Genomic DNA, 22,966 nt, shown 5'->3' with positions numbered 1-22,966 from the left:
AACCCACCATCCCATGCTGCTGCAATTCTCCCTTACCATCGTCGCCCTACTGATTTGTGCCGGCGCCGTAGCGGCGCTGGCCGGCCTGCTGGCTTGGCAGGAGCGCGCCGCCGACCCCGATTCGCGCCGCCTGCGCCTGGTGCGGGCCGTGCTGCCCGTTACCAGCGTGCTGCTGCTCCTGCTGCTGGGCGCGGTGTTTTCGCTGATGATGCTCTGGTCGCCGCAGGGGGCGGCCGCACTGGCCAGCCTTTAACGCCATGACGACCATGCGGATCCTACCCGACGACTTCCCAAAATCCGGCTACCAACTCCGGCCGCCGGCTCCACCTTCCGCCGGCCGCGCCCTGAGCGTTCTGATAGCCGTGTGCGCCGTGCTGTGGGTGATGCTGATTCTGCCAAGCTGGTATCTGTCGGGTACCGGTGACTGGCAGAGCTATAACGACTTGCTGGGCATAGCATGCTACGCTTTGGCTGCAGCCCCCTTATGGAGCAGCTACATCGTGTGGCGGTGGGCCACCGGTCCGATGTGGTTGGCCGAACCAATGCAGATAGAGTTCAAGCGTGGCTTGGTGCTGGCATTGTGCCTGGTTTTCCATTTGGTGATGATAGTGGCTGGGTTCTTTCTGGCTTTGCTGCTGGTCTCTGTTTTGAGCTGATTTTCTGCCTTCGGCTTCCTGTTGATTCGATTTTCTTTTGGCTATTTGACTTCCAATCCATGCCTCAACTTCCCACTACAGCACCCCTGAACCGCTACCAGCAGCTGGCGCGCAAAACCATCGAGCACGCCCGCACCTCGTTTCTGATTCCGATTTTTCAGCGCCTGTATGGCTGCCAGAACGTGACCGTGCAGCAGCAGTATCTGCAGACGCTACCGCCCGGTACACTGGGACGCGGCGTGGCCGACTTGCTCCAGCGCCACCAGCTACAGCTCATCCCGCACTACGAAGACCACGACCTCAAACACGTGCTGCTCGGCTACGACATGACGCCGGAAGACGAGCTCAAGCTTAAAGCCTTCATGTGCGGCAACGGCGACCTTTCGGTTACGAGCGTGGGGTTTCTGGCGCTGGGCCTGCTCACACCGGAACTGTGGCCGCAACTGGCCGCGCACTACCGCCGTGGCCGGCGCACTCAGCCTGTTCGCCACTGGCGCCTCACTGAGTACGCCGCTCACGATCTGGAGCCTTTGCGCCGGCAGATCGGCTTTTATGAAGCGCAGGAAGGGGAGGCCCAGGTATGAGCTGGCTGCAACTTCTGTGGCCCGAGCATGCGACGCTGGCACAGCGGCTGTTTCGGGTGGTAGCGGCGGGCAGCGCTACAACTATGGTGCTAAGCGGCCTGCTGCCCACGTCGCACAATGCCTTTCTGGTACTCACCAGCCTGCTGGTGTGGGTGGGCGGTCCGTGCATGCTGCTGTTTCCGTTCCTGGCCAGCTACCTGCTGAAGCAAGCCGCCGCCCGCCATGCGCAACCCGGCTGGCCGGCTCACTTGCAACGGATAGCATCGGTGTTGCTGCTGTTGCTGGGTATCGGGCAGGTGCTTGTGCTGGCGCTTTTCCTCTTGCTGATGGCGGTTCCATTCGAGTTTGAGCCCCGCACTGATGGCGACAGTATGTTCGGGTAAGTTCTGCGTGTTGCCTGTATGCTAAACTCCCTGCAACTCTTCGCCGCCCGTGCCCTACGCCAGCTGCCTACCGCGCTGTGGTGGGTGGTGAGCCTGTTTGCAGGGGCCATCTTCAGTATCAAGCTCGAAAAAGAGCTTTTCCCGAATACTCCGGCCGCAGTGCGAGTGGCGCATGTAGTCTGGAAGATGGGCCTGTTGCTGGTTCCTTTCCTGACGATGCTGTGGCTGTGGCGCATCACCCTGCTGATAGAGCATCCGGGCTGGCGGCTGGTGTGGTGTATTGGGTCCGGCGTAGCCACAGTGGTCATGGCAGGGCTGGCCTTGATGTTGGTAGTGATACTGCTGTTGGCTTGAGCGGTAGGAGATTGGCTGCCGGCCGCACAGCCCGCTAAGCGCGGGGCGGCCATGATGTTTGGTACTTTTCGCACGGCCGGGGCCGCACCTATCTGGTATATTTGTGGTTCCTTTGGCGGCTGCTCCGCCAGCCTGCCGCCCTAATTACCCCGCATGTCCGCTCCGCAAGCTCCGAAGACAAACCCCGCTCCCCGGCCGCGCCGGCCCTGGTCGAACCGCCTGTCGCGGGCTGCCTGGGCTGTGTTTGTGATGGGCGTGGGCTTTTTCCTGCTCTATCCCATCCTGGTCAGCATGAACTTCCTATTCCTCTTCGGCAAGTCGCCGAGCCTGGAAGAGCTGGAAGACCCCAAGGTGGAGCAGCCGTCCGAAATCTACACTGCCGACGGCGTGCTCATCGGCAAATACTTCCGCGAAAACCGCGTGCCGGTGCCGCTGAGCAAGATGTCGCCGCTGCTGATCAAGGCCCTGGTAGCCACCGAAGACGTGCGCTACTACGAGCACTCCGGCATCGACCTGACGGCGCTGGCCCGCGCCGCGTCGGGCGTCGTGACCGGCAACAAGAGCGGCGGCGGCTCTACCATCACCCAGCAGCTGGCCAAAAACCTCTACAACACCCGCCGCGGCGAAACCCGGGGCGGCCTGGGCTACATTCCGGTGGTAAGCACGCTGGTCAGCAAAACCAAGGAGTGGCTGACGGCCGTGGAGCTGGAGCGGCGCTACACCAAGGAGGAAATCCTGCGGATGTACTTCAACACCGTGGAATACGGCTCCAAGGCCTATGGCATCAAGGTGGCCGCCAAAACCTTCTACAGCACCTCGCCCGATAGCCTCACCGCCGACCAGGCCGCCATGCTGGTGGGCATGCTCAACAACCCCACCGCCTACAACCCGCGCTTCCACCCCGAGGCCGCCCGCAAGCGCCGCAACCTGGTGCTCACGCGCATGGGCCAGGCCGGCATGCTGCCCGCCACCGAGGTGGCCGCGCTGCAGCAGCAGCCCATTGCCCTGAAATACCAGGTGGAAAAGCATATCGACGGCCCGCCTACTTACTTCCGTGGTGCCGTGAGCCAGTTCGTGAACGAGTGGTGTGAGAAGAACGGCTACGACATGTACCGCGACGGCCTCAAGATCTACACCACCATCGACTCGCGGATGCAGCAGTATGCCGAGGAGTCGGTGCAGGACCGCATGAAGCGGCTGCAGCAGCAGTTCGACCGGTTCTGGAAAAACCGCAACTCCAACCCCTGGGTGGACGAGGATGGCAATGAAATTCCAGGCTTCATCGAAACCCAGATGAAGCGCACCGAGCAATATAAGGAGCTGGCTGCCCGCTACAAAGGCCGCCCCGACCTGCTGGAGCAGGCCCTCAACGCCAAGCATCCCACCAAAGTCTTCACCTGGAAAGGCGACGGCGACACCACGCTGCTGCTCTCGCCCCTCGACTCGCTGGCTTACTACAAGCACTTCCTGCACGCCGGCATGATGAGCATGGACCCCTTCACCGGGCAGATCAAGGCCTGGGTGGGCGGCCTCGACTACCAGTTCTTCCAGTACGACCACGTGAAGCAGGGCAAGCGTCAGGCCGGATCCACCTTCAAGCCCTTCGTCTATCTCACGGCCCTCGACAACGGCTACGCCCCCTGCGACCGAATTCGGGATGAGCGGGTGACCATCAACTACGTGGAAGATGGCAAGCCGATGGAGTGGAAGCCCGACAACGTGACCCGCGAGTACACCGGCATCAACATGACGCTGCGCCACGCCATGGCCCGCTCCGTAAACTCCGTCACGGCGCAGCTTACGGAGCGCGTGGGCTGGGCCAACGTGGCCAAATACGCACACAAAGTGGGCATCAAGAGCCCGCTGCTGTCGGTGCCCAGCATCGGCCTGGGCTCGGGCGGTGATGTGAGCGTGTACGAGATGGTAAATGCCTACAGCACCTTCGTCAACCAGGGATTCCAGAGCGAGCCGATGATTGTGACACGCATCGAGGACCGCAATGGCAACGTGATAAAGCAGTTCGACCCTAAGCAGCGGCGCGCTATACCCTCAGAAACGGCGTGGCTGATGCTCTACATGCTGCGCGGCGGCATGGACGAGCCCGGCGGCACCTCACAGGCGCTGTGGGAGTACGAGCTGTGGAAGAAAGACAACCAGATCGGCGGCAAAACCGGTACCACCTCCAACTACTCCGACGGTTGGTACATGGGCGTCAGCAAAGACCTCGTGACCGGCGTGTGGGTGGGCGGCGAAGACCGTAGCATCCACTTCCAGGGCTCGCAGCAGGGCGAAGGCGGCCGCACGGCTCTGCCCATTTTCGGCAAGTACATGGAGAAGGTCTACGAAGACGAGGACCTGGGCATCACCATGGGCCCGTTTCCGAAATACCCCGGCAAAATCTCCCGCAAGTATATCTGCGTGAGCGAATCGGAGCCGCGCCGCCGCCGCGCAGAATCCGTGGATACCATCGTGGCCGACAACCTGCTGGAGCAGCTCAACAACGCCGAAACCCCGCTGGCTGTGCCGGACAGCTTGTAAGCCTTCTGCCTGATTTCCCTGAATACAGCAGCGCCCGGCCTTTTCCAAAGTCGGGCGCTGCTGTATGGGGCGAATGGGGTAAAGTCGGCTCTACTCGCCGTAGAACGATTCCAGGGCCGGCTTCAGGTTCGGGTACTCAAACGTGAAGCCCTGGCGCAGTACCTTCTCGGCACTCACGCGCTGCGAGGCCAGCACGATTTCGCTCATCTCGCCCATCATCAGGTTCAGGGCAAATTCCGGCACTTTGGGCAGCACCAGCGGGCGGTGCAGCACGTCGGCCAGAGTCTTGGTGAATTCCTCGTTCGTGACTGGGTGCGGGGCCACGGCGTTGTAGATACCTTCCCATTTTGGCTCCTCCAGCATCTGGATAAGCAGGCGGCACAAATCGTCGAGGTGAATCCAGGACATAAACTGCCGGCCCGAGCCCAGCGGGGCGCCGGCCATCAGCTTCACGGTGCGGGCCAGCGGCACCAGCGCGCCGCCCTCGGGACTGAGCACGATGCCGATGCGGCTGATTACGGTGCGGATGCCCAGCTTCTCCACGTCCTGCGCCGCCAGCTCCCACTGTCGCGACACGTCGGCCAGGAAGTCGTCGGCAGACGCGGCGGGCGTTTCCTCGTTCACCACCCGGTCGGCGCTGTCGCCATAGATGCCGATGGCCGAGGCCGACACGAAGGCCCGGACGTGGTGGCCGGGCTTGGCCAGCTCGCGGGCCAGCAACGTCGTGCCGCCGAGGCGGCTGGTCATGATGTCGCGCTTGCGCTCATCGGTCCACTTGCCGTCCGACACGCTGGAACCGGCCAGGTTCACCACGTAATCGGCGTAGGGAATGGCGGCCTCATCGATGGTGCCGGCGCGCGGGTCCCAGCGGAAGCTGCGGTAGTGGCTGTTGGCGGGCTGCCGGCTGAGCAGCGCTACTTCGTAGCCGGCATCAATGAGCATCTCGGCAAGGCGGGTACCAATCATGCCGGTACCGCCGCTGATGAGAACTTTTCGGGACATTGTGGGGAGGTTCTGGTGCGTGTGCCGTTTTTCTGCGTGCTGGGCGCGCCGTTGGCGAAACCGACCGGGCCGCTAGTGGCAGCCGCGGTGGCGGGTTCGTCAAAGCTAGAGACAAGTAAGCAGAAAGCCGGAACTCATTTGCCGAGCAAGCGGAGAAATTCGGCGCGGAGCGTGGCGTCTTCCTTGAAGGCCCCGCTGTACTCGGCCGTGATGGTCGAGCTGCTGGTGTCATTTACGCCGCGGCTCATCACGCATAGGTGGTCGGCCTCAATGAGTACGGCCACATTGTCGGTGTGCAGGGTCTGCTTGAGCTCCTCGGCAATCTGGCGCGTGAGGCGCTCCTGCACCTGCGGGCGGCGGGCATAGTACTGCACCACCCGGTTGAGCTTGCTAAGCCCCACCACGTTGTCGCCGGGCAGGTAGGCCACGTGCGCCTTCCCGATGATGGGCACGAAGTGGTGCTCGCAGCACGAAAACAGTGTGATGTCGCGCTCCAGCAGCAGCTGCGAGTACTGGTAGCGGTTCTCAAACAGCCGCACCTCGGGGCGGTGCTCGGGGTTGAGGCCCCGGAACCACTCCTGCACATACATCTTGGCCACCCGGCGCGGGGTGCCCGCCAGGCTGTCGTCGGTCAGGTCGAGGCCCAGCAGCTGCATGATTTCGCGGAAGTGCTCCGTGATACCGGCAATCTTTTCGTCGTCGCTCAGCGCGAAGGCATCGGGGCGGAGGGGGGTATGCAAATCGGAGGGCAGGTGCGCGTCGGTGGTGAGGCGTAGGTCGCCGTCCGGCGCGGGCACAGAATTAGCCATGATATTCTACAAAGTTGCGCTCGGTTTCATACAGGGTAACCGAGAGGGCCAGCCGGGATTCAATATGGGTCCGCAGCCGGTTCCAGATGACTACCGCCATGTTCTCGGCAGTAGGATTTAAGTGACGGAATTCTTCGGTGTCGAGGTTGAGGTTCCGGTGGTCAAAGGTATCCAGAATCTCGCGCTTAATGAGGTCACTCAGGCGCTTCATATCGTACACGTAGCCCGTGTCCGGGTCGATTTCGCCGGTCAGGCGCACAATCAACTCATAATTGTGCCCATGGTAGCTGGGGTTGTTGCATTTGCCGAACACCTGCTGGTTTTGTTCCGGGCTCCAGGCCGGGTTGTGCAGGCGGTGGGCAGCATTGAAATGTTCTTTGCGGCAGACGGTTACGGACATAGTTGGGCTAACCAGGAAAAATTGCTTTTGTTCAGCATTCGTACCAGCCAATATATCAGACAGGCGTGAAATAAGGCCTATAAATGGTATTTTTAGTAGTTAAACAGTATTCAGTATAATCTATTTAATAAAAGTGTATTTCAACCGAAAAAAAGCCCAGAGCCCATAGGCAGATGAAAAGGCAGTGGTTAAATTTGGTGAGCCGGAATAGGAAAACCGGACATAATTGAGAATCCCCCTCTTCTTAACCCCTTCATACACATGAAAAAAGGCGTACTCCTCTCTCTGCTGATGTTAGTGCTGTCGGTGACTGGCTACGCGCAGAAATCCCCCGTCGATGAGACGGATATGGCCATCAAAGGCATTCCGCGCAAAGGCCAACGGGTAACGATTCAGCTGGACAGCAAGCGGGTTGATGATTCCTGGAAAAAGCAGCTCGACACGCAGTTCGGCAGCAAAGTAAAGGCCGATAAAGGCGTTTACTCCATGGATGGTGTGGTGATTGAAGACATTTCCAAAACGCCAATCCGCGTGATCAGCAAGGTGGATGCCACCCCAACCGGTACGTCGGTATGGTGGTCTATCGACCTGGGCAACGCCTACCTGGGCAAGGATGCCACGCCCGTGCAGTGGAAATCGGCCGAGAAATACCTCAAGGATTTCGCCCGCATGCTCTACCGCGAAGACTTGGCCGTGCAGGTAGCCGAAGCCGAACGCTCGCTCGTATCGTCGCAGAACAACCACATGGCGGTTATCCAGAAGTCGGATGCCATCAAAAAGGACATCGAAAAGAACAAGCTGCGCAAGGCTGAAATTCAGCAGCAGCTGGCCCAGAACGCCGCTGAGTTGCTGCAGTACAACAACCTGATCGACCTGAACCTGAAAGAGCAGGAAGCTGCCCGCGCCGACATTGTGAACATGCGCGTAGCGCTGGAAGCCGTAAAGGAGCGCATGACCAAAATCGAGTAATCGCTGATTCTCGCTGATGGAATTGATTTCGCTGATTTTTTAGTTCGTGAAATCACCAACGAAAACAAAAAGCCGCCCCTGCAGGGCGGCTTTTTTTGTGGCGTGCTGCCTGGAGTTGTAGTGTGCCGCCAGGAGTTGTGCTGTGCTGCTTGGAGTTGTACTGTGCCGCCTGGAGTTGCCTGAACACCACCATCCGGTCAGGTTTCGGGCGTGGTAACAGCGCTACGTACTTACCAGTCAAAAAAAATCAGCGAAATCACCTCAATCAGCGCAAATCAGCGATTCTAGTTCATGGCCTGGCGCACCTGCTGCTCGACGGCTTTTTCGTCTTTCCAGCTCACGATGCGCACTTCGCCGGGCCGGCCCTGGTGCTGAAACCACTGCCGCAGCACCTCCCGCGCACCAGGGTAGCGCGAAGTCAGGTCCTGCCAGCTGACCACGGCCGGCAGAATCTGCTGGCTGGGCCGGGCCGGCACGGCCAGCACGATGGGGCGCATCAGGCCGTTGTCGTCGAGCGTGACGAGGCCGATGGGCAGCACTTCCAGCACGGTGCCGGCCGGCTGCGCTTCGCAGAGCACCAGCGCCGCCAGGGGCCGGGCCGAGGGGGCGTCGGTGGCCGTGCCCGGGATGAAGCCGCTGTTGCCGGGACAGGGCAGAAACTCCACTACGTGGTCGAGGCCGGCGCGGCGCTCGGGCACGAACTGGTGCTGGGTGGCGTCGTAGCGCTGGGCGTGGTTGGTGCCGGCCGGCATTTCCACCACTACCTGCAGCAGCTTGCGCTCCGGCGAGAAGGTCGGCAGGTCGTCGGGGCGGGTCTGGCAGCCGGTGAGCGGCGCGGCGGCCAGCGCGGTGAGGGTCAGCAAAGCGGAAAGGCGCATACGCTAGCGGTTACTGGGCCAGCTGCTCGTCCAGCAGCCGGAAGGGGCTGAGCTGGTCGAGGCGCAGCACAAAGCGGAGCTGGTTGGTGAGGGCGCGGCGGCTGCCAGGCAGGCCGTTTTCGTACTGCGAGCCGGCCAGCGGCAGGTAGAAGCTCAGCAGCTTGTTGAACAGCGGCAACGACAGGCCGGCATCGTAGTAGGCCCGCTGCGGGCTGCGGCCGGCGGCTACCTGGTTCTGCTCCTTGGTCATGCCGAAGTCAGCAAACACCCCGAACGGCGTCACGGGCAGATCAGCCTGCAGGTTGAGCGTGGTGAGCCAGCGGCTGCTGCTGGCGGGCAGATAGGCCTTGAAAGCGCCGTCGCGGCCATCAAACTGGTGCTGCTGGGCTGCCAGGCTGGGCGAAATCTGCTGCCGGTCCAGGAACACGGTCTGGCGGCGGTAGTCGGGGCTGCCGCTCAGCCCGATGACGAAGGGCGTGTCGTTGGCTTTGTTGAGGAAAGCCCCGCCGAACACCCGCACCGAGAAGGTCTTCTTGGGCGAGTAGTAGCGCAGGTAGCTGGCCTCGGCCCGCAGCAGGGCCGCATCGGCGCGCACGTTGTCGTTGGCTAGGTCGGGGGTGAGATAGTTGAACTCGGCGTGGGCATCCCAGCGGTAGAGGGCATTGCCGGCCCGGAAACCGTACTCCAGCGACTGAATGCTGCTGGTGGTGCCGGCGTCCTGGTTTTCAATGGCCGTATTGGCCAGCCTGACGGTGTGCTGCGGCGCGTTGAAGGCCGAGTGCGGGAACGACAGCGTCAGGCTGGGCTCGACCTTCTGGTAGCGCTCAAATCGCTGAAACTGTACGCCCACCACGGCCCGGCGCGTGATGCGCTCCGGCAGGATGTTGAGGTTCAGCATGCCGATGCCGTTCAGCTCCTTCTGGTTGAAGCTGTACATCGGCATCGCCAGGTAGCTGAACTTCTTGACGTTGAGCGGGCTGTTGTAAAAAGCCGCGCCCAGCATAAACTTGTCCGACGTGTTGGCGCCCACCACTGGCAGCCAGTTGATGGCGGCCTGATCCCAGCGCTCGGGGCTAAGGATGGGCCGCAGCCGGATGCGCTCCAGCGCCCGGAAGGAGCCGGTCGTTTTCAGGTGGTCGTCGCGGCGGTTGAGTTGGGGCGTAAGGTAGTCGGGGTCGACCACCAGGCTGGCTACGTTCTCGTCGCGGAAGCGCAGCACGGCGTCGTCCGACTCGTCGGTGCGGGCAAAGGGTTTGGTCCACTGGGTTTCCAGCACCCGGCCGCTGGCGTCAAGGCTGGCTACCGGAAACGGAAACGGCGCCGGCGAGTCGTTGCGGACCAGCACCTTGCGCTGGCCCTTCTCCAGCTTCGACTTCGACAGCACGGCGTTGTAGCGGTTCTGGCCGTTGAGCATGTCGTTGAAAAACCAGCCCAGCTTCTGGCCTGCCACTTCCTCAAACACGGCCTGCATGTCCTCAGGGTAGGGGTGGCGGAACTGCCAGCGGGCGTAGTAGGCCTGCATGGCCTCATCGAACCTGGCCTGGCCCAGGTAGGCCGCCAGATACTGCAGCAGCGAGGCCGTTTTGCCGTACACGATGATGCCGTAGTTGAGCTTGCCGTAGTCGGCGGAGGCGAAGTTGGTGACGGGCTGGTCGAGGCTGCGGCTGGCCATGGCCTGGTACGGAATGTAGTTGAGGGCCGCTTCGGGCAGGCCGTCGAGGGTGAGGGCAGTGGCTGCGGCGCCTTTGGTGGGCAAGCCCAGCAGGCCGCCGGCCTGCTCGCCGTTGCGGGCAGCCACGCGGTTTTCCACGTAGGAGTTCACGCCCTCATCCATCCAGGCAAAATCCCGCTCGTTGGTGCCCAGGATGCCGTAGAACCAGTTGTGGCCCACCTCGTGCACAATGGCCGAGGGCTGCGTGACGGTAACCATCGGGTACTCCATGCCCGAGCCGGCGCTCAGGGCGCCATCTACGGCCGTAGCGGCGCTGTACGGGTACTCGCCCACCCAGCGCGAGTAGTATACCACCGCCGAATCTACATCCTGCAGGCCTTTCACCCACTTCTCGGCCTCCTTGTTGGTGAACATCACCCACGTATCTACCACGCGGCCCGAGGGCAGCGTCACGGCGCTTTTACGCACATTGAAGCGCTTGTCAGCAAACCAGGCGAAGTCGTGGACCCGGTCCTGCACGTAGCGCAGGGTTTTGGTTTCGGCCACCGAAACCGGGAACGTCAGGTCAGGCTCGGCTTTCATGGACTGGGGAGGCGTACTGGAATTTCCGTTTATAGGAAGTTCCGCTGCTGCCAGCTGGCGCAGGCGCTGCTGCTCCTCGGGGTTCTGGAGTACGCCCGTGGCGCCTACCGTGTAGTTGGCCGGCAGCGTGATGCGCACGTCAAACGAGCCGAACTCCGAATAGAACTCTCCCTGGTCGAGGTAGGGCATGGCGTGCCAGCCGCGCCGGTCGTACACGGCGGGCTTGGGGTACCACTGCGTAATCTGGTAGCTCTGCTCGACGTGGCCGAAGCGCGAGAAGGAATCCGGAATCTTCACCCGAAACGGCGTGCTGATGGTGGTGCTGGCTCCGGGCGCCAGCCGCTGCGGCAGCAGCAGCTTGGCCATGTCGGGATTCTCAGGGTCCAGCTCCAGCTTGGCTGGCTGGCCGTTCACCTGGAAGTCGAGCTGGTCGATGTAGCCGCGCTGCTCTGGGGTGGCGAAGTGAAACTTGCGGCTGCCGTTGCGCAGCTGCTGCCGGGCGAAGGCCGTGTTGTCGTCGCGGTAGGCATTCGGCCACAGATGAAACCAGATATAGGGCAGCGCGTCGGGCGAATTGTTGGTGTACACCAGCTCCTCCCGGCCTGTCAGCTGGTGCTGCTTGTCGTCGAGCGTGACGTCGATGGAGTAGCTGACCTGCTGCTGCCAGTAGGGGGCCGCGCTTCGGGCCGGCGCCGAGGGCTGCGCCGCAGCGCAAAGGGACAGGAGCAACAGGCTACAGCCAACCAGAAATTTTTTCATACAAAGCAGCAACAGGCGAAACGACAACCAGGAAACGAAAGTAAGGGTCTGCTGCGTATTGCGGCCCGGCCGCGGCATAACCTTTCCTTAACCCCTTGCGTTTGTTGGCCCATATGTTTCACCCTGCCGCCTAGTGCCGGCAGCCAAATTTCTCCGACATGTCATTCCATAAGCAGCCCAAAGACGACACCCAGCACCAGAACCACCTCGACGGCGCCGTAAAAATCCTCGGCAGCGACCTGCAGGAAGAAGCGGATCGTTCCGGTATCGACAACCACTTCCAGCGCTGGATTGAAGATCTGAAGGATGTCAATAACCCTGAGCTGCACCAGATTGTAGTAGACCTGCAGGACCTGAAGGCCCACTTCAACGGTGGCGGCATCGACAAGGACCTGGTAGGCAAGCTGCTGGCCCGCCTCGGCACCAACACCACCAAATCGGCCGTATTCGCCGAGAACCCCAACACCGCTGAGCGCGTGACCAAGCTGGGCGAAGCCCTGAGCGCCGCTGCCAAGCAGATGTCGGGCGCCCAGTCGGCCGAGTAAGCGCAAGATGACCACCTGATAGCCAAAAAGGCGCTTCCTTTCGGAAGCGCCTTTTTTTGTGCCTCAAAAGGCTTTCAGAACAAGATAGCACGTCGTGCAGAGCGCAGCGGAGCATCTCGCATGCTGACGTTGCAACACTACTCCTGTGTCAGCACGCGAGATGCTTCGCTGCGCTCTGCATGACGTGCTAGTTTATTATATAGCTTCCTGAACGGCTTACTAGCTAGCAGTAAGCACACCAACGGCAGGCAACAAAAAAGCAAGGGCCGGCCTCTCCTGGGAGAAGCCGGCCCTTGCCGGTATAGGAAAGTCGAAAGACTTAAGCGGCAACCACCGTGCGACGCTTCTCCTTGATACGAGCTGCTTTGCCCGACAGGCCACGCAGGTAGAACAGACGGGCACGACGTACTTTACCACGACGGATTACTTCCACTTTGTCGATGTTAGGCGACAGCAGGGGGAAGATACGCTCAGTACCGATCTGGTTGGAAATCTTACGAACGGTGAAGGTTTCGCCGTTGGAGTTGCTGTTTTTGCGCTGAATTACAACGCCTTGGAACTGCTGAATGCGCTCCTTGTTGCCCTCGCGAATCTTAACGTGTACGTTAACGGTGTCGCCGGCAGCAAAGGCGGGGAAGCTGGCGCGGCGCTCCTGGGATTCCTGCTGAATAAAATCGAGTAGTACGCTCATGGCTGAAAAAACTGTGAAGGACGGCCGCGCCGTCTGGGGTTTCGGGTAAAGAGGTGCAAATATAGCCCTCTGTTTTTAGGATTGCAAGCTGAAATATTGAATGGGTAAATACCTGAATGCTTGGCCGTTCAAGGGGTAGGCAACCGGGTAACTAGTCAACCATTCAATTCAGCTAGCCATTTAGCAGGTCTGGGCGGCGGTGCTGGGTTCTTTCCAGCGCCTGGTCGTGCCGCCAGACATCAATCTTGGGGGTATTGCCGGAGAGCAGGATTTCCGGAACCGGCAGCCCACGCCACTCCGCTGGGCGGGTGTACACGGGCGGCGCCAGCAGGTTGTCCTGAAACGAGTCGCTGAGCGCCGATTCTTCGTTGCCCAGCACGCCCGGCAACAGCCGCACCACCGCATCCACAAGCACCGCCGCGCCCATCTCGCCCCCGCTCAGTACGTAGTCACCGATGCTGATTTCGTGGGTGATGTAGGCTTGCCGGATCCGCTCATCTACGCCCTTGTAGTGCCCGCACAGCAGCAGCAGGTTGCCCGCCAAAGAGAGGCGGTTGGCCAGAGGCTGCCGTAGGGTTTCACCGTCGGGCGTGAGGTAGATGATGGCGTCGTAGCTGCGCTCGGCCAGCAGGGCATCGAAGCAGGCCGCAATGGGCTCTACCCGCAATACCATGCCGGCGCCGCCGCCAAACACATAGTCGTCAATCTGGCCGTGCTTGTTGATGGCATAGCGGCGCAGATCGTGCAGATGGATTTCCACCAGCCCTTTGTCCTGCGCGCGTTTCACGATGGAGTGCGCGAAGGGGCTGATCAGCAAATCCGGCTGGCACGTGACGATGTCGATGCGCATGATGGCCGGAACTAGGCTTCTTCGGTTTCGTCGGGCTCGTCCTGCTCGCGCGAGGAAGGCAGCAGATACACGTCCAGCAGCCCTTCGGGCAGCGTGACGTGCAGCGTCTTGGTGGCTTGGTCGGCGTGCGACACCAACTCGTCCACCACCGGAATCAGCACTTCCTGGCCCTGGTAGCGCATGGCCAGCACGTCCTGCTGAGGCAGCTCGTAGAAGGTTTCTACGATGCCCAGCGTGCCCAGCTTCGCGTCGAGCACCGTGTAACCGATGACGTCGTGAAAGTAGAACTGGTCGGCGGCCAGCGCCGGCAGCTCCTGCAGGGGGCGGTAGAGCTTGGCGTTGCGCAGGGGCTCGGCTTCCTCAATCCGGTCGATACCTTTGAGCTTGAGCAGGGCGCGCTCGTTGGCTTGCGGCTGCAGCTTCTCCACATCATACGACACCAGCTTGCCGGGGGCCGTGGGCATCTCCAGCAATACCGACTTCAGCTTGCGGTACGCGTGCAGGTCGTCCACGTCGAGGAAGGCTACCACAAACCCTTTCAGGCCGTGTGGCTTCCCAATGGAGCCCAGCTGATAATAGTCGTCGAGTGTCATGGAGAGGTGGTTAAGCAAGTAAGGAATTAGGTGATTAAGTGGTAAAAGACCCCAGCCAAGCCGGCTGAAGAACTCCTAATCACTTAATCACCTAATACCTTATTCACCAGAAAACTAAGCGCCGGCTTCGTCCGTGGTTTCGGCCGTAGCTTCTGCCTCGGTGGTTTCGCCTTCAGCAGCCGGAGCTTCCGTTGGGGCGGGCGTGTTTTTCTTGCGGATAGCCTCGGCACGGGCTTCCTTCACTTTGGTCTCAGCAGCCAGGGCAGCTTTGCGAGCTTCCTCCTTGGCGGTGCCGAGGTTGGTGCGCTTGCCTTCGATTTTAGCGTCTTTCTGCTCTTTCCAGTCGTTGTAGCGCTGGTCGGCTACGTCCTGCGAAATAGCGCCTTTGATAACACCCAGTTGCAGGTGTTTGCGGTAGAGCACACCGCGGTAAGAGAGCATAGCACGTACCGTGTCGGTAGGCTGGGCACCTTTCATGATCCAGTCAAACGCCTTCTCGCCATCGAAGTTGATGGAAGCGGGGTTGGTGTTGGGGTCGTAGGTACCGATTTTCTCGATGAAACGGCCATCACGCGGAGCGCGCGAATCGGCAACAACGATGTCGAACTGAGCGGCCTTTTTGCGGCCGCGACGGGCGAGGCGGATTTTAACTGCCATAAACCGGGTTGGTTAAGCGACGCAACTCGTGCGTCTGGTTGAAAATGAGGTGCAAAGGTAATCACAGATTTTGCAGATTGAAAGGATTACGCAGATTCAACCAGTGCCTGCCCGCCCCGGGCAGCCTTGCCTAGCAACAGAAAAGGCTGTTGCCGGTCAGCAACAGCCTTTTCAGGGCAAACAAAATATCTGGAGTTAAGCGGCCATCGGCACCGATTCCTGCCACTTGCGCTTCACCTTCACGATGCGGGCCTTATCGAGCAGCCAGATAACCGAGTAGGTGGGATCCAGCTCCCATTTCTTCACGCCGAAGTTGACGCGCATCGGCAGCTTGTGGTGATTGTTCTGGAACAGCTCGCCGAAAGCCAGGAAGTCGAAGGGCAGCGTGTTGCGCGACTTGTCGTGGTTGTCGAAGTTCTGGTAGCCGTATTTGTGGCCGCCCCAGTTCACGATAGCGCCGTGAATCGGGCCCATCAGAAAGTGCACCGGCAGCAGCAGGTACTGCCACCAGGCCGTGGCGAAGTTGATGTAGAACAGCACGTAGACCGTGCCCCAGCCCAAGCGGGAATACACGGTGCCGCCGAACTTGTCGAGCCAGCTCCACTCGGGCGTGTCGCCTTCAAAGCGCTTGGCTGCGTCGTGCTTGTCGAGCACTACTTCGCTGTAAATCACCTTGGTCTTCCACATCATCGAAAAAGCATTCGAGGAGAAGTGGGGCGAGTGGGGGTCCATCTCGGTGTCGGAGTAGGCGTGGTGCATGCGGTGCAGCAGCGCGTACGCCCGCGGCGACAGGAACGAAGAGCCCTGGCAGATGTAGGTGAACAGGAAGAAGAAACGCTCCCAGAACTTGTTCATCGTAAACATCTTGTGCGCCGCGTAGCGGTGCAGGAAAAATGTCTGCGTGAACAGCGACAGGTAGTAATGGGCAATGAAGAAAACGAGAATTGCCATGGGCCAAAATGGATTAGAAACAGTGCAGGAACGGCTGCGGTGTCAGAGCGCAAAAGCCCGAAAGACACGGTTTAGTTCAGAAGCCGTTTTACAAAACTACGGCCACACTCGGCGGTAGCGCAATTTTGCTATATAAAAGGCCAAAATGTTGTTGGATTATGAGCGTGGGGCAGAAGGAAGAAGAGGTGAGGCTTTCGTTGTGGTAGCTTACTGGGGCTGCCGCAACGAAAATCTCACCTCTTCCTGATTGTACTCTCCGGCCGTTAGTAGTAGGCCTGGGCCGCTTCCCAGTGCGGCATATCCGGCAGGGGCGCTACCAGCACCATGTTTTCCTTCGTGACAGGGTGCTGCAACTCCAGCTGGCGGGCGTGCAGGGCGATGCTCACGTCGGGCAGCGGGGCAATAAAGCCGTACTTCACGTCGCCGACGATGGGCGTGCCCAGGCCGGTGCTCAGCTGCACCCGGATCTGGTGCGGGCGGCCCGTAATGGGGTTCACCTGCAGCAGCCAGCGGTTGCCGGCCTGCCCCAGCACCTGATAGTCAAGCTCCGATTTCAAGCCCTGGCCGTGGCGCTCGGGGTAGGCTTTGGTGGTGTTGCGGATGGGGTCCTTGACCAGCCAGTGTGTGAGGTGGCCGCTGAGCGGGTTGGGGCACATACCGGTGAGGGCCCAGTAGGTCTTGTGCATCTTGTTGTCGCGGAACATTTCGTTGAGGCGGCTCAGGGCTTTGCTGGTTTTGGCCAGCACCACAATGCCGCTCACGGGCCTGTCGATGCGGTGCGCCACGCCCACGAAGGCGGCGCCGGGCTTCTTGTACTTGAAGCGTAGGTATTCCTCGGCCTTGGCCGAAAGGGGCTCGTCGCCGGTGGCGTCGCCCTGCACAAGCAGGCCGGCGGGCTTGTTGATAACGAGCAGATGGTTGTCTTCGAACAGAATTTCCTTCTGTTCCGACCACAGATTCGGACGATTCACTCTGAGGAAAAAGTAAGGCTGTCATTCCGAGCAGAGCGAGGAATCTGGCTCCTATAGCAAACAGGCTACTTCAGATTCCTCGCTTCGCTCGGAATGACAGACAGGATAATTGATTTAATATGCTTCTTCCTGGGTCGGGAAGTCACGGCTTTTTACGTCCTGGATGTAGCGCTGCACGGCTTCGTGCATGATGTCGCCCAGGTCGGCGTAGCGGCGCAGGAAGCGCGGCTTGAACTCCTTGGTGATGCCCAGCATGTCATGCACTACCAGTACCTGCCCGTCCACATCAGGGCCGGCGCCGATGCCGATAACCGGAATGGTGAGCTTCTCGGCTACCTGCTTGGCTAGTGAGGAAGGGATTTTCTCCAGCACTAGGGCAAAGCAGCCGATTTCTTCCAGCAGCAGGGCATCTTCGATGAGCTTCTGCGCCTCGGCTTCCTCTTTGGCCCGCACGGTGTAGGTGCCAAATTTATAAATACTTTGGGGAGTGAGGCCCAGATGGCCCATCACCGGGATGCCGGCCGTGAGGATGCGGGTGATGCTGTCCTTGATTTCGGCGCCGCCTTCCAGCTTGATGCCGTGCCCGCCCGACTCCTTCATGATGCGAATGGCCGACTGCAGCGCTACCGACGAATTGCCCTGGTAGGAGCCAAACGGCATATCCACCACCACAAAGGCACGCTTCACAGCGCGCACCACGCTTTGGGCGTGGTAGATCATCTGGTCGAGGGTGATGGGCAGCGTGGTTTCGTGGCCGGCCATGACGTTGGAGGCCGAGTCGCCGACGAGCAGCACATCGATGCCGGCACCGTCGAGAATGGTGGCCATGGAGAAATCGTAGGCCGTGAGCATGGAAATCTTCTCCCCGCGCTGCTTCATAGCCAGCAGCTGATGGGTGGTCACGAGCTTGACTTCTTTGTGCTGAGACATGGTGGTGAGGGTATTAGGAGCGTGGGGAGGTGCAAACAGAAAAATGCCGGCTGAAGCCGCAGGTCAAAGCTGCGGATTTTTCAGAAATAAGCCGGCCAAACGCAGCCGCTACGCACGCACAGAGCTGGCACAGCAGTAGCGCGAACCTGGTAGTTCGCGCTACTCTCCGAATCTAATAGTTCAGGAACGTGCGGTTGCGGTTCAGCTTCAGATCCTGCAGCAGCGCCGACTTGGCGGCAATGGTCACGAAGTAGCCCTGGCCGTAGCCGCTGAACGGGCGCCAGTTGGCCGTAATCTGCCAGCAGTGCAGGTCGCGGAAGATGTCCAGCGAAGTGAAAGCCGGGTTTTTGTTGATGAAGTCGTAGTTGGTGGTGTAGCCGACACGGGTGTTGCTGGTCAGCTTCACGGAGCCGCTCAGGTTGAGGGCGGCCGTGGTAAAGGCACGGGTACGCACGTAGGTGCCGCGCGAAGGCCGCACGCCCGGATCGACGTAGAGAATGGAGAAGCCGGTGGTCATTTCCCAGGGCAGCTCGAAGTCCACGTAGTCCTCGTAGGGGTTGATAGGGTTGGGGTTGCCGAGCGTGGGGTCATTTACGGGGGCCACAGCGCGCGGTATGTTGCTTTTCTTGTTCGGGTTCTGCGCCGGGTTGAACTGGTAGTTCAGCTGCAGCGAAGCCGACGTGAGGCGCGTCAGGCGGCGGTTATCCTGGTCGAACAGGAACTTGTCGATGGTCACGCCCGAGGTGTCGCGCTGGTAGAAGTCAAACGACGAGGTGATGTTGACGCTGAGCTTTTTGGCTATCTGCGTGCGGAACGTGGCGCTGAGCGGGCTCAGTTTTGGGCCCACGGCCAGGAAGTTGTAGCCGGCGCTGAAGTCGAGTCCGTCAATCAAACTGACTTTGTTGAACGGCGTGGTGCCGGTGGTGTCGTTCTTGTTGCGCACCTTCATTTCCACGGCGTTCTGCAGCGAGAAGCTCACCTGGCTCTGGCGCTGCCCGGCGGGCGTGCCGTACAGGAATCCTTCGTAGCGCGAGAAAATGCGCGAATCCACCAAGCGGCCCTGCCCATCGAGGCTGGTGCCCAGCGGCAGGTTGAGGCTCTGGCGGTAGTCGGGGTTGGCGTTGGGCGCGTACTGGTAGCTGATGTTGGGCGTAACCTTGTGGCGGATTGCCTGGATTTTGCGCGTGCCCTTGCGGTTTAGTGTGCCATAGAAGTTGGTACCCAGGTTCACGCCGCCCGATACCGTGTAGAGGCGGTTGAAGCTGGTGGTGGTATCTACCCGGATTGCCTGAGCAACGGGGTTATAGCTGTAATCCAGTCGCTTGAAATACCAGACTTCGTTGTAGCTGATGGCTGGGCTGACGTTGATGTGTTTGAGCACGTTGTAGCTGCCCAGCTGGATCTGGAAGTCGTGGCGCAGGCCGGTCTGGGAGTTGCGCAGCAGAGTCGCAATATTTTCGAGCTTAATCGGGATGACGCTACCGGCGTTGGTGCCGCCCAGCAGCGGCACGCCCGTGAGCTGCCGCGCCGCCTGGGTGTTCGTGACCTTGTTCTGGCCCGTGAGCGAGTAGGAGAAGGACAACTGCTCGTAGAATTTGCCGCTCGGCGAAATGCCCAGCCACTGGTACGGGTACTGCCGCGCCACCTGCACCGTGGCGTCGGGCAGCACGAAGCTCATTTCGCCGGTTTGCGTGTTCTGGGTCTGGCTCAGGTTCAGCGAGTAGTTGATGGGCGCGTTGCGCAGCTGCTTGCTGTAGCTGATGGTAGAGGAGAAAGCCGGCGTCAGGAAGCGGCGCGGCTCAAACGAGTTCTGCTGGTTGTAGTCGGAGCTGCCAGCATTCACGCTGGCCGAGAACCGGCCGCCGCCGGGACGCGGGGTAGGCGAGTGGCTCCAGCGCAGCCATAGTGTTTTGGGGCTTCGGGGCTGCCGAAACACCGCGCCCGAGGCCGTCACGCCGTCTTCCTGCAGCAGCCGCTCGGCGGGCCTCGACGAAAATTCGAAGCTCAGCAGGCCATTGTAGCGGTAGCGCTTGATGTACTGCATCTCGGCCTGGCCGCGCCAACCACCGAACTGCTGGCCCGCACCCGAGTAGACGTCGCCGGTGAAACGCACGCCGATATTGTCGTTGGCGGCCCAATAGTAGCCGCCATTACGCAGGAAAAAGCCCCGGTCCGTGGATTGCCCGAACGTAGGGATAATCAGGCCCGAGGCGCGGGTGGAACTGGGCGAGGGGAAATAGCCGAACGGCAGCCCCAGTGGCGTGGGGATGCCGCCAATCACCAGGTTGAAGGGGCCGGTTACCACTTTCTGGCCCGGAATCACCTTCATCTTGCTGGCGTTGATGTAGAAGTGCGGGTGCTCGAGGTTGCATGTGGTGTAGCGCCCGTTGCGGCCGTAGATTTCGTTGAACTGGTTTTTCTTGATGACTTCGGCGTGCACGAATCCTTCGCCCTGCTGGGTTACGGCGTCGGCAATCTTGCCTTTCTTGCTCTTGAAGTTGTAGTTGATGCGGCCGGCCTGGTAGGTTTCGGCGCCGTTCTTGAACACGGGACGGCCGCGGGTTTTGCCGGTGGAGTCCTGGGTGCCTTCGGCCGTGAGCAGGTTGTTGCTGTAGTCGACGGTAATGCGGTTGGCCTTCAGGTCCATCTCGCCGTAGTTCACGCTGGCTGCATCATACAGAATGGCCTTTTTCTCGCCTACCACAAACCGGATGGAATCTTTGGCGGCGTACTTCACGGTGGTTTCCACGCCGCCTCTGCGGGCGCCGGCGGCCACGTTCAGCGAGTCGGGGGAGGTGCCGCGGCGCACCAAGCCGCTGGTGTCGGCGGCGGTGCCGGAGCGGGGGCGCTGCAGCCCCGAGCGGGTTGTGTCGGCGCGCAGAATCTGGGCGGGGCGGCGCACGTCGGCGGGCACCGAGGTGGCCTGCTGCCGGCGCGGGGTAGGGGCCTGCGCCTGGGCCGTGAAATTCAATAGTCCGAGTGCCGCCAGCAGGCACAACACAGCTGGCCCGGTAGCCCGCAGGCCCCGCAGAATAAATCCGCGCATAAAAATAATCGTATCGGTCGGCAAGGGCTCGGGTACGGCCACGTAGTTTTATTCGTTTATTTTGTGGCGGTTTGCAAAGGTAGCGCGTCGCTGCTCTTCACTAACGAAGTCTGTGCGGAATATTGTCACGTTGTGTTTGCTGGGGTTGCTCTGTTTTTCTGGTGCTCCGGCGGCGGTAGCGCCGGAAGGCCCGGCCCCACGTCCTGTTCTTTCGACTAAGCCGCAGGGCTACCACCTGCGGACCGTAGTGCTCGATGCCGGCCACGGCGGCAAAGACCGGGGCTGCGCGGGCGTGAAAGCCCGCGAAGCCGACGTGGCCCTGAAAATTATTCTGGCCCTGGGCCGGCAGATAGAGGATTCGATGCCGGGCGTAAAGGTTGTCTACACCCGCAAAACCGACGTGTTCGTGGAGCTGGCCGACCGCGCCGGCATTGCCAATAAGCACAATGCCGACCTTTTCATCTCGGTGCACTGCAACGCTGCAGCCCCCGGCGCCTATGGCACTGAAGTCTGGACCATGGGCCCGCACAAGACCGACGCCAACCTGTCGGTGGCCAAGCGCGAAAACGCCGTAATTCTGCAGGAAGACAATTATAAGGAACGCTACAACGGCTTCGACCCGACTTCGCCGCAGAGCCATATTCTGTTTTCGCTCTACCAGAGTGCCCACATCGTGAACAGCATTCGGTTTGCCCAAAAAGTGGATAAGCAGTTCCGCACGACTGTGAAACGCACCTCGCGCGGGGTGAAGCAGGCCGGTTTTCTGGTGCTCTGGAAATCCACCATGCCGTCGGTACTCATTGAATCCGGCTTCCTGACCAACCGCCAGGAAGAAGCCTACCTGAACGATAAGACCAATCAGTCGTATATGGCCTCGGGTATCTTCCGGGCCTTCCGCGACTATAAGAACGAGTTGGAGGCCATGAATGGGGAATAGCCCGCCAGACCGCGCGTTGCCGCGGCCTTCTCTCGCCTCTCACTAACCCTTGACCACCGTGTCGAAAGAAATCAAAGTAGCCCTGTTGGGCATCGTGGCCCTGGTAGCACTGTACCTGGGCTTTAATTTCCTGAAGGGCAGCAATCTGCTTTCCTCAGACCACACCTACTATGCCCGCTACGACAACGTGGACGGCCTCACAGTAGGCAACCCCGTGATTCTGAACGGCGTGAAAGTGGGCCAGGTGAAGGAAATGCGCCTGCTGCCGGAAGAAGGCAACAAGGTGAAAGTGGCCGTGGAGCTGCAGAAGGATGTGGTGGTCGGCGACTCGACGGTGGCCAGCCTGAGTGGTTCGCTGCTGGGCTCGAAAACCATTACCCTGTTTCTGGGCCGCAACTCCAAGGTGTACGACGGCGGCGAAGAGCTGAAATCCTACACCGTGGCCAGCATCACTGACGCCTTCCAGGCCAAGGCCCTGCCGGTGCTGGGCACCGTTGACTCGACGCTGACGAAGGTGAATGGCTTCCTGAGCAAAGAGGCGAAGGTAAGCCTGCAGGCCACCCTGCTCAACGCCCAAGGGAGCACCGAGGCGCTGAAGAACTTGCTGATCATGAACCAGCGCAACATCAACCAGATTACCACCAACATGGCCCGCCTGACCTCGGAGCTGAATAAGACCAGCGCCAAGTTCGACCGGATTGCCACCAACTTTTCTACCCTCAGCGACTCGCTGAAGAATGCTCCCGTGGGCCCTGCCATGCGCAAGCTCAACGCCACCATGACGGAGGCACAAGGCACCATGACCACGCTCAACCGCTCGCTGTCGGACCAGAAAGGTTCGTTGGGTAAGCTGATGAACGACACTACGCTTTACAACAACCTCAACGCCACGGCCGCCAGCACCAACACGCTGCTCACCGACTTCCAGGCCAACCCCAAGCGCTACGTGCACTTCTCGGTGTTCGGCGGCGGCAAGGACAAGACCAAGAAGGAAGTAGAAACCACTACCGTGAAGCCCAACGGCACCACGGTGGAAACCGAAACCAAAACGACCAACAAGTAGGTATCGGCCGCAAACGGCAATCCTCTTACCTTTGAATCCGCCCCGCGAGGGGCGGATTTTTTTTGTTCTGCATTCCCCTGTCATCCTGAGCTTGCGAAGGACCTTATAACGGCTGAACGAAACGTCTTGCGGCAATTCGAACGTGA

Annotated in this window: 23 protein-coding genes; 10 read left to right on the top strand and 13 right to left on the bottom strand. The window is 60.5% G+C overall.

Translation table 11 applies throughout. The annotated features are described in order from the left end of the window. Positions 1–13: 13 nt before the first annotated feature. The 6 genes from O9Z63_RS12685 to O9Z63_RS12660 all read left to right on the top strand — a co-directional run bounded on the left by O9Z63_RS12685 (position 14) and on the right by O9Z63_RS12660 (position 4,515). Positions 14–253 (top strand): hypothetical protein, encoded by a 240-nt coding sequence (locus tag O9Z63_RS12685; RefSeq protein WP_270125598.1) that lies wholly within the window; start codon positions 14–16, stop codon positions 251–253. A gap of 4 nt (positions 254–257) precedes the next feature. Next, on the top strand, positions 258–656 hold the full coding sequence (locus tag O9Z63_RS12680; RefSeq protein WP_270125597.1) for a hypothetical protein: 399 nt from the start codon (positions 258–260) through the stop codon (positions 654–656). 59 nt (positions 657–715) lie between these two features. Then, positions 716–1,240: a hypothetical protein gene (locus tag O9Z63_RS12675; protein WP_270125596.1), complete on the top strand. Its 525-nt coding sequence runs from the start codon at positions 716–718 to the stop codon at positions 1,238–1,240. Next, entirely contained in the window at positions 1,237–1,623 is a 387-nt protein-coding gene (locus O9Z63_RS12670; RefSeq protein WP_270125594.1) for a hypothetical protein, read from the top strand. Before O9Z63_RS12675 ends, O9Z63_RS12670 begins: the two co-directional genes overlap by 4 nt. A gap of 18 nt (positions 1,624–1,641) precedes the next feature. Further along, positions 1,642–1,977, top strand: coding sequence for a hypothetical protein (locus tag O9Z63_RS12665; protein WP_270125593.1), 336 nt, complete (start codon positions 1,642–1,644; stop codon positions 1,975–1,977). Positions 1,978–2,130: 153 nt separating this feature from the next. Further along, positions 2,131–4,515 (top strand): transglycosylase domain-containing protein, encoded by a 2,385-nt coding sequence (locus O9Z63_RS12660; protein WP_270125592.1) that lies wholly within the window; start codon positions 2,131–2,133, stop codon positions 4,513–4,515. Positions 4,516–4,605: 90 nt separating this feature from the next. Here O9Z63_RS12660 and O9Z63_RS12655 read toward each other — a convergent pair whose 3' ends face one another. The 3 genes from O9Z63_RS12655 to O9Z63_RS12645 all read right to left on the bottom strand — a co-directional run bounded on the left by O9Z63_RS12655 (position 4,606) and on the right by O9Z63_RS12645 (position 6,726). Then, complete coding sequence (locus O9Z63_RS12655; RefSeq protein WP_270125591.1) at positions 4,606–5,517, bottom strand: TIGR01777 family oxidoreductase; 912 nt, start codon at positions 5,515–5,517, stop codon at positions 4,606–4,608. Between the two features lie 134 nt (positions 5,518–5,651). After that, positions 5,652–6,326 carry a GTP cyclohydrolase I FolE gene (gene folE, locus O9Z63_RS12650; RefSeq protein ID WP_270125589.1) on the bottom strand — a complete coding sequence of 225 codons (675 nt, stop codon included), beginning with the start codon at positions 6,324–6,326 and terminating at the stop codon, positions 5,652–5,654. Then, positions 6,319–6,726: a 6-pyruvoyl trahydropterin synthase family protein gene (locus O9Z63_RS12645; protein ID WP_044016451.1), complete on the bottom strand. Its 408-nt coding sequence runs from the start codon at positions 6,724–6,726 to the stop codon at positions 6,319–6,321. Before O9Z63_RS12645 ends, folE begins: the two co-directional genes overlap by 8 nt. 261 nt (positions 6,727–6,987) lie before the next feature. On the opposite strand from O9Z63_RS12645, the gene O9Z63_RS12640 reads away from it, so the two are divergent. After that, positions 6,988–7,695 carry a DNA repair ATPase gene (locus O9Z63_RS12640; RefSeq protein WP_270125588.1) on the top strand — a complete coding sequence of 236 codons (708 nt, stop codon included), beginning with the start codon at positions 6,988–6,990 and terminating at the stop codon, positions 7,693–7,695. Positions 7,696–7,979: 284 nt separating this feature from the next. Here O9Z63_RS12640 and O9Z63_RS12635 read toward each other — a convergent pair whose 3' ends face one another. Beyond that, complete coding sequence (locus O9Z63_RS12635; protein WP_270125587.1) at positions 7,980–8,573, bottom strand: inorganic diphosphatase; 594 nt, start codon at positions 8,571–8,573, stop codon at positions 7,980–7,982. 10 nt (positions 8,574–8,583) lie between these two features. Then, the gene (locus tag O9Z63_RS12630) at positions 8,584–11,586 is read right to left on the bottom strand and encodes a M1 family metallopeptidase (protein WP_270125586.1); all 3,003 of its coding nucleotides are present in this window, start codon (positions 11,584–11,586) and stop codon (positions 8,584–8,586) included. A gap of 158 nt (positions 11,587–11,744) precedes the next feature. Here O9Z63_RS12630 and O9Z63_RS12625 point away from each other — a divergent pair, with 158 nt between their 5' ends. Next, complete coding sequence (locus O9Z63_RS12625) at positions 11,745–12,131, top strand: hypothetical protein (RefSeq protein WP_270125585.1); 387 nt, start codon at positions 11,745–11,747, stop codon at positions 12,129–12,131. A 319-nt stretch (positions 12,132–12,450) separates the two neighbouring features. Here the strand turns inward: O9Z63_RS12625 and rplS are convergent, their stop codons facing one another. The 8 genes from rplS to O9Z63_RS12585 form a co-directional block, all read right to left on the bottom strand. Next, on the bottom strand, positions 12,451–12,822 hold the full coding sequence (gene rplS, locus O9Z63_RS12620) for a 50S ribosomal protein L19 (RefSeq protein WP_044016455.1): 372 nt from the start codon (positions 12,820–12,822) through the stop codon (positions 12,451–12,453). 172 nt (positions 12,823–12,994) lie between these two features. Then, positions 12,995–13,672: a tRNA (guanosine(37)-N1)-methyltransferase TrmD gene (trmD, locus tag O9Z63_RS12615; RefSeq protein WP_044016457.1), complete on the bottom strand. Its 678-nt coding sequence runs from the start codon at positions 13,670–13,672 to the stop codon at positions 12,995–12,997. An 11-nt stretch (positions 13,673–13,683) separates the two neighbouring features. Next, on the bottom strand, positions 13,684–14,265 hold the full coding sequence (gene rimM, locus O9Z63_RS12610) for a ribosome maturation factor RimM (protein ID WP_270125581.1): 582 nt from the start codon (positions 14,263–14,265) through the stop codon (positions 13,684–13,686). A gap of 114 nt (positions 14,266–14,379) precedes the next feature. Next, positions 14,380–14,922: a 30S ribosomal protein S16 gene (locus O9Z63_RS12605; RefSeq protein WP_270125580.1), complete on the bottom strand. Its 543-nt coding sequence runs from the start codon at positions 14,920–14,922 to the stop codon at positions 14,380–14,382. Positions 14,923–15,117: 195 nt separating this feature from the next. After that, positions 15,118–15,873, bottom strand: a complete 756-nt coding sequence (locus tag O9Z63_RS12600) for an acyl-CoA desaturase (RefSeq protein ID WP_270125579.1) — start codon at positions 15,871–15,873, stop codon at positions 15,118–15,120. Positions 15,874–16,136: 263 nt separating this feature from the next. Next, positions 16,137–16,844 carry an RluA family pseudouridine synthase gene (locus O9Z63_RS12595; RefSeq protein WP_270125578.1) on the bottom strand — a complete coding sequence of 236 codons (708 nt, stop codon included), beginning with the start codon at positions 16,842–16,844 and terminating at the stop codon, positions 16,137–16,139. 114 nt (positions 16,845–16,958) lie between these two features. Continuing rightward, positions 16,959–17,774: a 3-methyl-2-oxobutanoate hydroxymethyltransferase gene (gene panB / locus O9Z63_RS12590; protein ID WP_044016464.1), complete on the bottom strand. Its 816-nt coding sequence runs from the start codon at positions 17,772–17,774 to the stop codon at positions 16,959–16,961. A 172-nt stretch (positions 17,775–17,946) separates the two neighbouring features. Further along, positions 17,947–20,820 carry a putative LPS assembly protein LptD gene (locus O9Z63_RS12585; RefSeq protein WP_270125577.1) on the bottom strand — a complete coding sequence of 958 codons (2,874 nt, stop codon included), beginning with the start codon at positions 20,818–20,820 and terminating at the stop codon, positions 17,947–17,949. Between the two features lie 145 nt (positions 20,821–20,965). On the opposite strand from O9Z63_RS12585, the gene O9Z63_RS12580 reads away from it, so the two are divergent. Together O9Z63_RS12580 and O9Z63_RS12575 are read left to right on the top strand one after the other, a co-directional pair. After that, positions 20,966–21,757, top strand: coding sequence for an N-acetylmuramoyl-L-alanine amidase family protein (locus tag O9Z63_RS12580; protein WP_408613544.1), 792 nt, complete (start codon positions 20,966–20,968; stop codon positions 21,755–21,757). A gap of 58 nt (positions 21,758–21,815) precedes the next feature. Continuing rightward, complete coding sequence (locus tag O9Z63_RS12575) at positions 21,816–22,820, top strand: MlaD family protein (protein WP_270125576.1); 1,005 nt, start codon at positions 21,816–21,818, stop codon at positions 22,818–22,820. Positions 22,821–22,966 lie beyond the last annotated feature (146 nt).

This window comes from Hymenobacter yonginensis, assembly GCF_027625995.1.
In the GTDB taxonomy this organism is placed as follows: domain Bacteria; phylum Bacteroidota; class Bacteroidia; order Cytophagales; family Hymenobacteraceae; genus Hymenobacter; species Hymenobacter yonginensis.
This window is presented reverse-complemented; position numbering and strand designations above follow the sequence as displayed.

Coding starts and splice junctions, on each gene's coding strand:
- O9Z63_RS12605 (WP_270125580.1), bottom strand. CDS start 14,922: ATGGCAGTTAAAATCCGCCTCGCCCGTCGCGGCCGCAAAAAGGCCGCT.
- trmD (WP_044016457.1), bottom strand. CDS start 13,672: ATGCGCATCGACATCGTCACGTGCCAGCCGGATTTGCTGATCAGCCCC.
- O9Z63_RS12625 (WP_270125585.1), top strand. CDS start 11,745: ATGTCATTCCATAAGCAGCCCAAAGACGACACCCAGCACCAGAACCAC.
- O9Z63_RS12630 (WP_270125586.1), bottom strand. CDS start 11,586: ATGAAAAAATTTCTGGTTGGCTGTAGCCTGTTGCTCCTGTCCCTTTGC.
- O9Z63_RS12655 (WP_270125591.1), bottom strand. CDS start 5,517: ATGTCCCGAAAAGTTCTCATCAGCGGCGGTACCGGCATGATTGGTACC.
- O9Z63_RS12660 (WP_270125592.1), top strand. CDS start 2,131: ATGTCCGCTCCGCAAGCTCCGAAGACAAACCCCGCTCCCCGGCCGCGC.
- O9Z63_RS12675 (WP_270125596.1), top strand. CDS start 716: ATGCCTCAACTTCCCACTACAGCACCCCTGAACCGCTACCAGCAGCTG.
- O9Z63_RS12670 (WP_270125594.1), top strand. CDS start 1,237: ATGAGCTGGCTGCAACTTCTGTGGCCCGAGCATGCGACGCTGGCACAG.
- O9Z63_RS12680 (WP_270125597.1), top strand. CDS start 258: ATGACGACCATGCGGATCCTACCCGACGACTTCCCAAAATCCGGCTAC.
- O9Z63_RS12640 (WP_270125588.1), top strand. CDS start 6,988: ATGAAAAAAGGCGTACTCCTCTCTCTGCTGATGTTAGTGCTGTCGGTG.
- O9Z63_RS12585 (WP_270125577.1), bottom strand. CDS start 20,820: ATGCGCGGATTTATTCTGCGGGGCCTGCGGGCTACCGGGCCAGCTGTG.
- panB (WP_044016464.1), bottom strand. CDS start 17,774: ATGTCTCAGCACAAAGAAGTCAAGCTCGTGACCACCCATCAGCTGCTG.
- O9Z63_RS12665 (WP_270125593.1), top strand. CDS start 1,642: ATGCTAAACTCCCTGCAACTCTTCGCCGCCCGTGCCCTACGCCAGCTG.
- rimM (WP_270125581.1), bottom strand. CDS start 14,265: ATGACACTCGACGACTATTATCAGCTGGGCTCCATTGGGAAGCCACAC.
- O9Z63_RS12635 (WP_270125587.1), bottom strand. CDS start 8,573: ATGCGCCTTTCCGCTTTGCTGACCCTCACCGCGCTGGCCGCCGCGCCG.
- O9Z63_RS12685 (WP_270125598.1), top strand. CDS start 14: ATGCTGCTGCAATTCTCCCTTACCATCGTCGCCCTACTGATTTGTGCC.
- rplS (WP_044016455.1), bottom strand. CDS start 12,822: ATGAGCGTACTACTCGATTTTATTCAGCAGGAATCCCAGGAGCGCCGC.
- O9Z63_RS12600 (WP_270125579.1), bottom strand. CDS start 15,873: ATGGCAATTCTCGTTTTCTTCATTGCCCATTACTACCTGTCGCTGTTC.
- O9Z63_RS12645 (WP_044016451.1), bottom strand. CDS start 6,726: ATGTCCGTAACCGTCTGCCGCAAAGAACATTTCAATGCTGCCCACCGC.
- folE (WP_270125589.1), bottom strand. CDS start 6,326: ATGGCTAATTCTGTGCCCGCGCCGGACGGCGACCTACGCCTCACCACC.